Raw genomic sequence first — 12,967 nt, 5'->3', positions numbered from 1 at the left:
GGCGCGCGCCCGGGTGAACGGACGGTCGCGCTCGGGCTCCCTTGTATCCTGCGGACATGACATCACCTGAGACCGATGGCCGCGCCCCGCTCGACCGCTTCTACAGCGTGATCCCCGCCGGCGGGATCGGCTCGAGGCTGTGGCCGCTCTCCCGGGCCGACGCCCCGAAGTTCCTGCACGATCTGACGGGGTCGGGACAGACCCTCCTCCGCGACACCTGGGACCGCCTCGCGCCCATCTCGGGCGCCGACCGGATCATGGTCGTGACCGGCCGCGCGCACCGCGCCGCCGTCGAGGAGCAGCTCGAGAGCCTCGAGGACCTCAACGTCGTCCTCGAGAGCGAGCCGCGCGACTCGTCCGCCGCGATCGGCCTGGCCGCCGCCATCCTCGAGCGCCGCCAGCCGGGCGTGATCATCGGCTCGTTCGCCGCCGACCACGTCATCAGCGGTCAGCAGCTGTTCCACGACGCGGTCGCCGAGGCCGTCGTCGCGGCGGACGCGGGCTACATCGCGACCATCGGCATCACGCCGACCGAGCCTGCCGTGGGCTTCGGCTACATCCGCACGGGGAAGCACCTCGGGATCGACGGGGCGACGCACACGCTCGCCGTCGACTCCTTCGTCGAGAAGCCCGACGCCGACACCGCGCGCGCCTATCTCTCCAGTGGTCAGTACCTCTGGAACGCGGGCATGTTCATCGCCCGCGCCGACCGCCTCCTCGAGGAGCTCGGCCGCGCCAAGCCGAAGCTGCTCGCCGGACTGCTCGAGCTCGCCGCCGCGTGGGACACCCCGGAGCGCGGCGCGGTCGTCGACCGCATCTGGCCGGGCCTGGAGAAGATCGCGATCGACTACTCCGTCGCCGAGCCGGCCGCGGCCGCGGGCAAGCTGGCCGTCGTGCCCGGCCACTTCTCCTGGGACGACGTGGGCGACTTCGCCTCGATCGCGAAGCTGCACTCGAGCGGACTCCGCTCGGACCTCGCCATCCTCGGCGAGGACGCCCGCGTGCTGGCCGACTCCGCGACGGGCATCGTCGTCAGCGGCGGCAACCGCACCATCGCCCTCATCGGAGTGAAGGACATCGTCGTCGTGGACACCCCCGACGCGCTCCTGGTGACCACGACCGAGAACGCCCAGAAGGTCAAGGGCGTCGTCGACGCCCTGCGCCTCTCCGGCCGCACCGACGTCCTCTAGCCCTCCGTCCCACCCGTCGAAGCGCGGCCCTCCCCTCGGAGGCGCCGCGCTTCGCCGTTCCGCCCCTCGCCTCATGCGCGTGCGGCGGTCCCGATACGCCGTTCGCGCGGCGACTCGACCACCCTCGATGAGGGCCTCGGCCGTCCCGCTCGGTGCTGGCGGGCGGGTCTCCGCTCGCGCGGCAACTCGACCACCGTGGAAGCACCCGTCCGTGCCCGACCGCGCGCAGCGCGGAGCTCCCCCGAGCACTCTCGACGTCCGGCAGCAGGGGAGAGGGCCGCGAGCCGCAATCGCGTACCAAGCGATTCAGGCCAGCCCGACGCGACCCGCTCTGCGGAACGCACCCGTCGCGAAGCCGACCGCGCCGAGCCGCTCCGCGGCTCGGAATCGAGCCCAGCCGACCGCGCCGAGCCGCTCCGCGGCTCGGAATCGAGCACAGCCGACCGCCCCGCGACACGCTCCGATGTCGCGAAGATCAACACTGTGTAACTCTTCCTGACCACCACCGTCCGGGCGGCTGAGCGGCTTGTCACATTGGGTAACGTGTGGGAATCGACGCCCTGCTGCGCTCGTCGCGCGGGGCCGCATTCCTGGAGGACGACATCTTGACTATCACCTCGCGTAAGGCCGCGTTCGGCGGTCTCGCCGCCCTCGGCGTCACCGCGCTTCTCGCCGGTTGCGCCTCCGCCCCCGAGGAGAGCGGCTCCAGCGCCGCCGCCGGTGGCGACTTCCTGCCCTGCATGGTCTCCGACGCGGGCGGGTTCGACGACAAGTCGTTCAACGAGCTCGGCTACAACGGCCTCGTGAAGGCCTCGGAGGACCTCGGCGTCACGCCGAAGACCGTCACCTCGGAGTCCGAGACGGACTACGCCCCGAACCTGACCAGCCTCGTCGACCAGGGCTGCAACCTGATCATCACCGTCGGCTTCGCGCTGGCCGAGGCCACGTCGGCCGCGGCCGAGGCGAACACGGACATCGACTTCGCGATCATCGACGACGCGTCGATCGACCTGCCGAACGTCAAGCCGATCACCTTCGACACCTCGCAGGCGGCGTTCCTCGCCGGCTACGCGGCCGCGTCGTACTCCAAGACCGGCGTCGTCGGCACCTACGGCGGCCAGCAGTTCCCGACCGTCACGATCTTCATGGACGGCTACGCCGACGGCGTGAAGTACTACAACGAGCAGAAGGGGAAGGACGTCAAGGTCGTCGGCTGGGACGTCGACGCGCAGACCGGCTCCTTCACCGGCGGCTTCGCGGCGGGCGTCGAGGCCAAGTCGGCCGCGCAGTCGCTGATCGACCAGAACGCGGACGTCATCCTCCCCGTCGGCGGTCCGATCTTCCAGTCGGCGATCGAGGCGATCCGCGACTCCGGCAAGGACATCGCGATGGTCGGCGTGGACGCGGACCTGTACGAGACCTACCCCGACGGCGCCGACCTGTACCTGACCTCGATCCTCAAGGGCATCGAGGCCGGCACGACCGACGTCACCAGCTCCGCCGGAGCCGACGACTTCGACCCCACTCCCTTCGTGGGCACCCTCGAGAACGACGGAGTCGGCATCGCGCCGTTCCACGACTTCGAGTCGAAGGTCTCGGGCGACCTGCAGGGCGAGCTCGACACCATCAAGGCGGGCATCATCGACGGCTCCATCACCGTCACCTCCCCGTCCGCTCCCGCGGCGTCCTAGCCGCTTCCTCGAAGAGGCCGGCGGGCCCGAGCACACCTCGGGCCCGCCGGCCTCTTCGTCGGTCCGGCGGGCGGATCGGCTCCGCTGCGTCCCTCGATCCCGGCCGACGGCGCATCGTGGCGCGAACCGAAAGTTAGATTGGTCCCATGAAGCTCGAACTGCGTGGCATCACGAAGCGCTTCGGCGCGCTCGTGGCCAACGACCACATCGATCTCACCGTCGAACCCGGTGAGATCCACTGCCTCCTCGGCGAGAACGGCGCGGGCAAGTCGACGCTCATGAACGTGCTCTACGGCCTGTACCAGGCCGAGGATGGGGAGATCCTGCTGGACGACGCGGTCCAGCACTTCTCCGGTCCGGGTGACGCCATGAAGGCGGGCATCGGGATGGTCCACCAGCACTTCATGCTCGTCCCCGTGTTCACCGTCGCCGAGAACGTCATGCTGGGCCACGAGGAGACGAAGGCCGGCGGGCGCCTGGACCTCGCCGCCGCGCGCGCCCGGGTGCGCGAGATCTCGGACCGCTTCGGCTTCGACGTGGATCCCGACGCCCTGGTCGAGGACCTCCCCGTCGGCGTGCAGCAGCGGGTCGAGATCATCAAGGCCCTCTCCCGCGACGCCCGGGTGCTCGTGTTCGACGAGCCGACCGCGGTGCTGACTCCGCAGGAGACCGACGAGCTCATCGCGATCATGCGCCAGCTGCGTGCGGCCGGGACCGCCATCGTCTTCATCACGCACAAGCTCCGCGAGGTGCGCGAGGTCGGAGACCGCATCACGGTCATCCGCCTCGGCAGAGTCGTGGGGGAGGCGTCGCCGACCGCGAGCAACGCCGAGCTCGCCTCGCTGATGGTGGGACGCGCCGTCGAGCTGACGGTGCAGAAGGAGCAGGCGGTGCCGGGCGACGAGGCCCTCGTCGTCTCGAACCTCACCGTGCGCGACGCCAACGGCCAGGCCGTCGTCGACGACGTCTCCTTCGAGGTCCGCCGCGGGGAGATCCTCGCGATCGCGGGCGTGCAGGGCAACGGCCAGACCGAGCTCACCGAGGCGATCATGGGCCTGCAGGAGCGGGTCGAGGGCTCGGTGACCCTGGACGGTCGCCGCCTCGACGGACTGTCCGTGCGCCGCGTCCTCGAGTCGGGGGTCGGCTTCGTCCCCGAGGACCGCACCGAGGACGGTCTGGTCGCCGAGTTCACGATCGCCGAGAACCTCATGCTCGACCGCAGCGACCGCGGTCCGTTCGTGAAGGGACTGGGCCTGCGGCTCAAGGAGCTCGAGCGCTTCGCCGAGGAGCGGGTGCGCGAGTTCGACGTGCGCGCCCAGGGGATCGGCACCCACGTCGGCCGCCTCTCCGGAGGCAACCAGCAGAAGGTGGTGCTCGCGCGCGAGCTCAGCCGGGAGCTGCGGCTGTTCATCGCGGCGCAGCCCACTCGCGGCATCGACGTCGGCTCCATCGAGTTCGTCCACAAGCGCATCGTCGAGACGCGCGACACCGGGGTACCCGTGATCGTGGTGTCGACCGAGCTCGACGAGGTCGCGGCGCTCGCCGACCGCATCGCGGTCATGTACAAGGGCGGGATCATCGGCATCGTCCCCTCCGACACGCCCCGCGAGGTCCTGGGGCTCATGATGGCCGGGCAGACGCCCGCCGAGAAGGGAGCGGCGGCGTGAGCGACGCGCAACTGCCCGCGGTCGATCCCGACGCGGAGACCGAGAAGGCGTCCGGGCTCGAGCCCGGCCAGAAGCCGGATCAGGAGGTGCGCCCCGGCCCGCTCGAGAGCGGCGCCTCCCGCGTCCTGCGCGAGATCCTCTCCGGCACCGCGCTGATGTCGGTGCTCGCCGTGCTGCTCTCCCTCATCGCGGGCGGCGTGCTGATCGCCGCGACCGACAAGGACGTCCAGGAGGCGTCGGGCTACTTCTTCGCCCGGCCGCTCGACACCCTGCAGGCGATCTGGCAGTCCGTCTCCGGTGCCTACTCCTCGCTCTTCCAGGGCTCGGTCTACAACTTCCGCCGCGAGGGCTTCGCCAACGGCATCAAGCCGCTGACGGACACCCTGGCCTTCGCGACTCCGCTGATCGCCGGCGGGCTCGGAGTGGCGCTGGCCTTCCGCGTCGGCCTGTTCAACATCGGCGGCCGCGGCCAGATGCTGATCGCCGCCGCCTGCGCGGGCTGGGTCGGCTTCTCCTTCGACCTCCCGTGGGGCGTGCACCTGATCGTCGCGCTCGCCGCCGGAATCCTGGGCGGCGCGCTCTGGGGCGGACTCGTGGGACTGCTCAAGGCCCGCACCGGCGCGCACGAGGTGATCCTCACGATCATGCTCAACTACGTCGCGTTCTACCTGATCTCCTACCTCCTGCGGACGCCCGGCGCGCTGCAGGCGCCCGGCTCGAACAACCCGAAGTCGCCCGGGATGAAGGAGACCGCGGTCTTCCCGGCGCTCCTCGGCCCCGGATACTCGCTCACGCTCGGCTTCGTCTTCGCGGTCCTCGCGACCGTGTTCGTCTGGTGGCTCCTGAACCGCTCGACGATCGGCTTCAAGTTCCGCGCGGTGGGGGAGAACCCGCACGCGGCACGGGTCGCGGGCATCGACGTGAAGAACAGCTACGTGTACGCGATGCTGCTCTCCGGCGGCCTGCTCGGCCTCGCCGGCAGCGCCCAGGTGATGGGGACGGTCACGACCGGATTCACCTCCGGGATCGACGCGGGCATCGGCTTCGACGCGATCACGGTCGCGCTGCTGGGCCGCTCCCGACCCTGGGGCGTGTTCTTCGCTGGCATCCTCTTCGGCGCCTTCAAGGCGGGCGGCTACTCGATGCAGGCCGCCGAGGGCGTGCCGATCGACGTGGTCCTCGTCGTCCAGTCGCTGATCGTCCTCTTCATCGCCGCACCGCCGCTGGTGCGCGCGATCTTCCGCCTCCCGACGCCCGGGGCAGCCCCGAAGCGCCGCACCCGCCGCACCTCGGAGGTGTCCGCATGAGCACCGCCGTCGCCACCGCCCCGGACCGCGTCGTGATCCGCAGCTGGAAGGAGCCGATCGCGTTCGGCGTCTTCGCGCTGCTCGCCGTCGTCCTCTTCGTGGCCCTCGGCCGCGACGGGACGAGCTCGTTCCGCCTCGCCGCGGGGACCGACTTCTTCGCGCTGCCGGACATCCCGTTCCCGACGCGGGGGACGGGCGTGGTCGTCGCGATCCTCCTGGTCGCCCTGGCCGTCGCGTCGGCCGCGCTCACCCGCGCCGGCCGCCGGATCCCGCTCTGGCTCTCGGCGGTCTTCGCCCTGGTCTTCCTGATCGGGTTCCTCGTCTGGGCGTCGGCCGGTGCCGCGCTGCCCGTCTCGGGGCTGCTGCTCGGGACCGTCGGGCTTGCCACTCCGCTGATCTTCGGCTCGCTCGGCGGCGTCATCTCGGAGCGGGTCGGAGTCGTCAACGTCGCGATCGAGGGGCAGCTGCTCGCCGGCGCCTTCACCGCGGCGATGGTCGGCTCCCTCACCCGCCAGCCGGTGCTCGGCCTGCTCGCGGCGATGGTTGCGAGCGTCCTGGTGTCGTTCGTGCTGGCCGCCTTCGCGATCAAGTACCTGGTCGACCAGGTGATCGTCGGAGTCGTGCTGAACGTGCTGGTGACCGGCCTGACGAGCTTCCTCTACTCCCAGGTCCTCTCCGCCGATGCGTCGACGTTCAACTCGCCGGTGAAGTTCGACCGCCTCCCGATCCCGGTGCTCAGCCAGGTGCCGATCGTGGGCGCCGTCCTGTTCAACCAGACGGTGATCGTCTACCTGATGTACTTCGCGATCTTCGCGGTGTGGTGGGGCCTGTTCAAGACCAAGTGGGGCCTCCGCCTGCGCGCAGTGGGCGAGCACCCGCAGGCCGCGGACACCGTGGGCATCGATGTCGCCCGCACGCGCTTCTGGAACGTCTCCCTCGCCGGGGCGATCGCCGGAGTCGGCGGCGCGTACTACACGCTCGACGCGGTCGGCGCGTTCGGCAAGGAGATGACCGCGGGTGCGGGCTTCATCGCCCTGGCCGCCGTCATCTTCGGCCGCTGGGACCCGATCAAGGCGACGCTCGCGTCGCTGCTGTTCGGCTTCGCGACCAACCTGCAGAACGTGCTCGGCGTCATCGGCTCGCCCGTGCCCAGCGAGTTCATGCTGATGCTGCCGTACGTCGTGACGATCTTCGCGGTGGCCGGTCTCGTCGGCCAGTCCCGCGGACCGGCCGCCGCCGGCAAGCCGTACCTGAAGTCCTGAGAGGAGCCGTCGTGACCGACATCGACTGGGAGGCGCTGCGCGAGGCCGCACTGGAGGCCATGAGCCACGCCTACGTCCCGTACTCGAAGTTCCCCGTCGGGGTCGCCGCGCTCGTGGACGACGGCCGGACGATCTCGGGCTGCAACGTCGAGAACGCCTCCTACGGGCTCACGCTCTGCGCCGAGTGCGCGCTGGTGTCCTCGCTGCACATGACGGGCGGCGGCCGGCTCGTCGCCTTCACCTGCGTCGACGGGAAGGGCGGCGTCCTGATGCCCTGCGGGCGCTGCCGCCAGCTGCTCTTCGAGCACTCGGCCGAGGGCATGCTCCTCCAGACCGTGTCGGGCGTGAAGACGATCGACGAGGTCATCCCCGACGCCTTCGGCCCGCGCACGCTCGAGGCCTACGCCGCCTCCTAGCGCCGCCGTCACCGCTCCCACTCCCGAACCGAGGACTCCGCATGACCCGCACCACCCCCGTCGAGGACTTCGACGCCGTCGACATCATCCGCACCAAGCGCGACCGCGGCACGCTCTCGACCGCGCAGATCGACTGGCTGATCGACGCCTACACCCGCGGCTACGTCGCCGACGAGCAGATGGCGGCCTTCGCGATGGCGGTCCTGCTGAACGGGATGGAGCGCGACGAGATCCGCGACCTCACCCTGGCGATGATCGCCGGCGGCGAGCGCATGCGCTTCGACGGACTCGGCAAGCGCACGGTCGACAAGCACTCCACGGGCGGGGTCGGCGACAAGATCACGCTGCCGCTGATGCCGCTGGTCGCCTCCTTCGGCGTGGCGGTGCCCCAGCTCTCGGGACGCGGGCTCGGCCACACGGGCGGAACGCTCGACAAGCTGGAGTCGATCCCGGGCTGGCGGGCCGACCTCGGCAACGAGGAGATGCTGGAGCAGCTCCGGACGGTCGGCGGCGTGATCTGCGCCGCGGGCTCGGGCCTGGCCCCCGCCGACAAGAAGCTCTACGCGCTCCGGGACATCACCGGGACCGTCGAGGCGATCCCGCTGATCGCGTCCTCGATCATGTCGAAGAAGATCGCCGAGGGGACCGACGCCCTGGTGCTCGACGTGAAGTTCGGCTCCGGGGCGTTCATGGTCGACATCGAGCGCTCGCGGGAGCTGGCGCGGGCGATGGTCGACCTCGGCAACGACGCGGGGGTGCGGACCACCGCGCTGCTGACCAACATGAACGTGCCGCTCGGTCTGGCCATCGGCAACGCGAACGAGGTGCGGGAGTCGGTCGAGGTGCTCGCCGGCGGCGGCCCCTCGGACGTCCGGGAGCTGACGCTGGCCCTGGCCCGCGAGATGCTGGCCCTCGCCGGGCAGCCGGACGCGGACGTCGAGCGCGCCCTCGACGGCGGCGCGGCCATGGACACCTGGCGCGCGGTCATCCGCGCTCAGGGAGGGGATCCGGATGCGGCGCTCCCCGAGGCCCGCGAGACCCACGTCGTGGTCGCCGAGCGCGACGGCGTCCTGGTGGAGCAGCAGGCGCTGCCGTTCGGCATCGCCGCCTGGCGCCTGGGCGCCGGACGCGCCCGCCAGGCCGACGCGGTGCAGCACGCGGCGGGGATCGACCTGCACGCGAAGCCGGGCGACCGAGTCCGCGCGGGCCAGCCCCTGATCACCCTCTCGGCAGACGAGCCGGAGCGCTTCGCCCGGGCGCTCGAGGCGCTCGACGGTGCCTACCGGATCGGCGACGACGGCGACGAGGTGCTCGACGGCGGCCCCCTCGTGGCGGAGCGCGTCTCCTAGCCCCGCGCCGCCCGGCACGGAGGAGGCGCCGCCCGGCGAGCCGCTCCCGCCGACCCTCTAGGGTGGTCGGCGAACCACCGCCGACCTGCGAGGAGCACCGTGACCGATCAGACCGAGGAGTACCTCCTCCCGGGCGAGGGCGTCCTCATCGACGAGCTCCCCAAGGTGTCGCTGCACGACCACCTCGACGGAGGCCTGCGGCCCGGGACGGTCCTCGAGATCGCCCGCGAGACGGGCGTGCCGCTCCCGGCCGAGGAGCCGGACGCGCTCGCCGAGTGGTTCCGTGCCACGGCCGACTCCGGCTCCCTCACCGACTACATCGCCACCTTCGAGACGACGGTCGCCGTGATGCAGACCGCGCCGGCGCTCGAGCGCGTGGCCCGCGAGTTCGTGCTCGACCTCGCCGCCGACGGAGTCGTGCACGGCGAGGTGCGCTGGGCGCCGGAGCAGCACCAGCGCGCCGGGCTCTCGCTCGACGCGGCTGTCGAAGCGGTCCAGGAGGGGCTGCAGCAGGGCGTGCAGGAGGCGGCGGCGCAGGGACACCGCATCCGCGTCGGCCAGCTGATCACCGCGATGCGGCACGCCGACCGCTCGCTCGAGGTCGCCGAGCTGGCGCTGCGCCACCGCGAGCGCGGTGCGATCGGCTTCGACATCGCCGGAGCCGAGGCGGGCTTCCCCGCCTCGCGGCACCGTCACGCCTTCGAGCTGCTCGCGGCGGCTCACTTCCCGACCACGGTCCACGCGGGGGAGGCGGACGGCCTCGACAGCATCCGCTCGGCCCTGCTCGACGGCCGCGCGCTGCGCCTGGGCCACGGCGTCCGGATCGCTGAGGACATCCGCATCGAGCGCCAGGACGACGACGCGAGCTACGTGACCCTCGGCGAGCTCTCGGAGTGGGTGAAGGACCGCGAGATCGCCCTCGAGCTCAGCCCCTCCTCCAACCTGCAGACCGGAGCCGTCGCAGCGTGGGGTGCCGAGCTCGCCGACCACCCCTTCGACCTGCTCTACCAGCTGGGCTTCCGCGTCACGGTGAACACCGACAACCGCCTGATGAGCGCGACGACCCTCAGCCGCGAGCTCGCCCTCCTGTCCGACGCGTTCGGGTACGACCTCGACGACTTCGAGGCCTTCCAGCTGAACGCGGCTCACGCCGCCTTCCTGCCGCTCGACGAGCGCCGCGAGCTCGTCGAGACGATCAGCGCCGGCTTCGAGGCGGCCTGACGGTGCCGCTCGACGCGCTCCCCGAGGAAGCGGTGGCCCTCCGCCACTCCGCCGGATCCTGGCGGGAGGCCGTCCTCGAGGCGGGCCGTGCGCTCGAGCGGACCGGCGCGGTCGACGCCGCCTACTCCCGGCGCATGGTCGAGCAGGTCGACGTGCTCGGGCCGTACATCGTCATCGCGCCCGGGCTCGCCCTCGCGCACGCCCGGCCCGGCAACGACGTCCTCGCGGACGGCCTCTCCGTCGTCACGCTGGCCGAGCCCGTCGCCTTCGGGCACAGCACCAACGACCCGGTGTCGGTCGTCATCGGGATCGCCGCCACCCAGGCGCACGGACACGTCGGCTTCGTCTCCGGGCTCGCTGACGTGCTCAGCCGTCCGGACGCGGTCGGCGCCCTCGCCGCCGCCCGCACCCTCCGCAGCATCAACGCCGTCCTCACCGACAGCACCCCGCACCACGGAAGAAGCGCATGAAGATCGTCACCCTCTGCGGCGCCGGAATCGGCACCTCCGCCATCCTCAAGCTCGGCGCCGAGCGCGCCCTCGAGACCCTCGACCTCGAGGCCGAGGTGATCGCCTCCGACCTGGCCTCCGTCGACGCGCTCGCCGCCGACGCGCAGGTCATCCTCACCTCCGGTGAGCTCGTCGACCGCATCGGCCGCACCTTCGCCGAGGTCGTCGTCATCGACAACTACCTCGACCAGAACGAGATCACGGAGAAGATCGAGCGGGCGCTGGGCTGAGTCCGTTTCTGAGCCGCTCCCTGCGCGGCTCAGCGCGGTCGGCCTCCCGACGGGGCGCGTTCTCAAGAGCGGGTCGCGTCGGGCTGCCTCGAATCGCTGGCACGCGATTCTCGGACGCGCCCTCCACCTTGCGGTGAGAGGGCGCTCCCTCCTCCTGCTGGTCGAGTAGCCGCAGAGCGGCGTATCAAGACTCCCATTTCCAGGGCGCGATGTGTCTACCGTGCGGTGGGAGGGCGTCCGTCGTCCGCCCCTGCTGGTCGAGTGGCCGCGGAGCGGCGTGCCGAGAGCCGGGTTCCCGCGCGGACGGCTGCTCGGGTCTTGGGGGGTCAGCGGGCGGCGAGCTGCTCGAGGACGGTGCCGATCAGGCGGCGGGCGCGGGCGGGGGAGAGGCGGGCGGGCCGCTCGGCCGCGCGGGAGACCGCGATGCCGTCGAGGACTGCGAGGAGAAGCGCCGCGTCGTCGGCGCCGAACGACGCCGCGGGATGCGCGGCGCGCAGCAGCTCCAGGACGACGTCCTCCGTTCGCGACCAGCCTGCGGTGTGGATCGCGCGGATCTCCGGATCGGTGCCGGCGCGGGAGGCGAAGGCGGTCCACACGATCGCATCGGGGACGTCCTCGTCCGCGACGCACGCGATCTCGTCGCAGAAGACGCGCAGCCGCACCTCGGCCGAGGATTCGGCCTCCAGGCGGCTCCGCATCCGCTCGCGGAAGCGCTCCTCGACCCGGGCCATCGCGCCGGCCAGCAGCGCCTGCTTCGTCGGGAAGTGGTGCTGGACGGCCCCCACCGAGACGCCGGCCTCGGCCGCGACGGTGCGGATGCTGAGGTGCTCCGCCCCGCGGGTCGAGAGGACGGCGACGACCGCCGAGAGGATGTCGCTCCTGCTCTCGCGCCGATCCGGCATGGCGTCCCTCTCGTTCGACTGCTCGAGCAGGCTACGCTCTCGGACATGACCAATACGACCGTATTGCCGCCCCGTGCCGAAGCCGGCCGCCGCATCGCGACCCTGGACGTCGTCCGCGGTGTCGCGATCATCGGGACCCTCGGCACGAACATCTGGATCTTCTCCCACCCCTGGGGGATGCTCGGACTGCTCTCCGTTCCGGTGACGCCCGAGACCTCCTCCTCCGCCGGGACTGCGCAGCTCCTGCTGATGGCGCTGGCGCAGGGCAAGTTCCTCGCCCTCCTCTCCCTCGCCTTCGGGGTGGGCCTCGCGATCCAGCACGCCTCCGCGGTCCGGCGCGGGACGCGCTGGCCGGGCCGCTACCTCTGGCGCGCGACGCTCCTCCTCCTGGACGGCGCGGTCAACTACGTGCTGATCGCGGAGTTCGACGTCCTCATGGGATACGCCGTCACCGGAGCGGTCGTCGCCTGGCTGCTGCTCACCCGGCCGACGACGCAGCGCCGCGTGATCCTCGTCTGCGGCGCTCTGCACGTCGTCCTGATCTCGGCGCTCGTGGCGCTCGTGGCGGCGAGCCCGGACGGTGCCGGGCAGGGGCCGGCCGGCCGGAGCCCCTACGCGGACGCGTCGTTCCTCGGCCTCGCCCTCTTCCGGCTGCAGAACGCGGGCGTCTTCCGTGCGGAGCCGGTGCTCATCGGGCTCCTCAGCCTCGCGATGTTCCTCCTCGGCGCGCGCCTCCATCGGGCGGGGGTCCTCGCCGCCGAGGGCGCGTCACTCCGCCGCCGCCTGATGGTCCTCGGCGCCCTCGCCCTCCCCGTCGACCTCGCGCTGGGCATCGGGGGGAGCGCCGCCGGTCTGCTCGCCGAGCGCTACCTCGTCGCGCCCCTGGTCGGGCTCGGCCTGCTCGCGGCCCTCGCCGAGGCCTGCCTCCGCCGGGGCGCCGAGGGCTGGGCGGCACGACGGGCGCGGGAGGTCGGCCGGGTCGCGCTGAGCGCCTACCTCCTGCAGAACCTGCTCGGCGGCGCCCTCTTCTACGGCTGGGGACTCGGGCTGGCGGTGACCGCCGCGCAGTGGCGCGTCCCGGCGACCGTCGGAGCGTTCCTGCTCATCGCGGCGGTCGTCGTGCTCGCGGCGCACCTGTGGCTGCGCCGGTTCGAGCTCGGTCCGGTGGAGTGGCTCTGGAAGCGGGGCGAGCGGATCGGTGTCCGCGCGCCCCGCTGACCGGA

General features: G+C 71.9%; 12 protein-coding genes. 11 read left to right on the top strand and 1 reads right to left on the bottom strand.

Going from position 1 to position 12,967, the window contains the following annotated elements; translation table 11 throughout:
- Positions 1-56 precede the first annotated feature (56 nt).
- The 10 genes from C5C53_RS03530 to C5C53_RS03485 all read left to right on the top strand — a co-directional run bounded on the left by C5C53_RS03530 (position 57) and on the right by C5C53_RS03485 (position 10,842).
- Complete coding sequence (locus C5C53_RS03530) at positions 57-1,190, top strand: mannose-1-phosphate guanylyltransferase (protein ID WP_104223184.1); 1,134 nt, start codon at positions 57-59, stop codon at positions 1,188-1,190.
- Between the two features lie 605 nt (positions 1,191-1,795).
- A complete protein-coding gene (locus C5C53_RS03525; protein WP_104246690.1) occupies positions 1,796-2,881 on the top strand; it encodes a BMP family protein in 1,086 nt (361 codons plus the stop codon).
- Between the two features lie 146 nt (positions 2,882-3,027).
- A complete protein-coding gene (locus C5C53_RS03520; protein WP_104266842.1) occupies positions 3,028-4,548 on the top strand; it encodes an ABC transporter ATP-binding protein in 1,521 nt (506 codons plus the stop codon).
- Positions 4,545-5,855, top strand: a complete 1,311-nt coding sequence (locus tag C5C53_RS03515; protein ID WP_219813956.1) for an ABC transporter permease — start codon at positions 4,545-4,547, stop codon at positions 5,853-5,855. Before C5C53_RS03520 ends, C5C53_RS03515 begins: the two co-directional genes overlap by 4 nt.
- The gene (locus C5C53_RS03510; protein ID WP_104266841.1) at positions 5,852-7,117 is read left to right on the top strand and encodes an ABC transporter permease; all 1,266 of its coding nucleotides are present in this window, start codon (positions 5,852-5,854) and stop codon (positions 7,115-7,117) included. Before C5C53_RS03515 ends, C5C53_RS03510 begins: the two co-directional genes overlap by 4 nt.
- 11 nt (positions 7,118-7,128) lie before the next feature.
- Positions 7,129-7,533: a cytidine deaminase gene (locus tag C5C53_RS03505; RefSeq protein ID WP_104223180.1), complete on the top strand. Its 405-nt coding sequence runs from the start codon at positions 7,129-7,131 to the stop codon at positions 7,531-7,533.
- A 41-nt stretch (positions 7,534-7,574) separates the two neighbouring features.
- Complete coding sequence (locus C5C53_RS03500) at positions 7,575-8,882, top strand: thymidine phosphorylase (protein WP_104266840.1); 1,308 nt, start codon at positions 7,575-7,577, stop codon at positions 8,880-8,882.
- A gap of 99 nt (positions 8,883-8,981) precedes the next feature.
- A complete protein-coding gene (locus C5C53_RS03495) occupies positions 8,982-10,103 on the top strand; it encodes an adenosine deaminase (protein ID WP_104255399.1) in 1,122 nt (373 codons plus the stop codon).
- A gap of 2 nt (positions 10,104-10,105) precedes the next feature.
- Positions 10,106-10,573 carry a PTS sugar transporter subunit IIA gene (locus tag C5C53_RS03490; protein WP_104266839.1) on the top strand — a complete coding sequence of 156 codons (468 nt, stop codon included), beginning with the start codon at positions 10,106-10,108 and terminating at the stop codon, positions 10,571-10,573.
- Positions 10,570-10,842, top strand: a complete 273-nt coding sequence (locus tag C5C53_RS03485) for a PTS sugar transporter subunit IIB (protein ID WP_104226416.1) — start codon at positions 10,570-10,572, stop codon at positions 10,840-10,842. Before C5C53_RS03490 ends, C5C53_RS03485 begins: the two co-directional genes overlap by 4 nt.
- A 326-nt stretch (positions 10,843-11,168) precedes the next feature.
- On the opposite strand, the gene C5C53_RS03480 is transcribed toward C5C53_RS03485, so the two are convergent.
- Complete coding sequence (locus C5C53_RS03480) at positions 11,169-11,744, bottom strand: TetR/AcrR family transcriptional regulator (protein ID WP_104266838.1); 576 nt, start codon at positions 11,742-11,744, stop codon at positions 11,169-11,171.
- A gap of 45 nt (positions 11,745-11,789) precedes the next feature.
- Here C5C53_RS03480 and C5C53_RS03475 point away from each other — a divergent pair, with 45 nt between their 5' ends.
- On the top strand, positions 11,790-12,962 hold the full coding sequence (locus C5C53_RS03475; RefSeq protein WP_104266837.1) for a DUF418 domain-containing protein: 1,173 nt from the start codon (positions 11,790-11,792) through the stop codon (positions 12,960-12,962).
- Positions 12,963-12,967: the final 5 nt, after the last annotated feature.

This window comes from Rathayibacter sp. AY1E3 (assembly GCF_002932235.1).
Classification (GTDB): Bacteria; Actinomycetota; Actinomycetes; order Actinomycetales; family Microbacteriaceae; genus Rathayibacter.
This window is presented reverse-complemented; position numbering and strand designations above follow the sequence as displayed.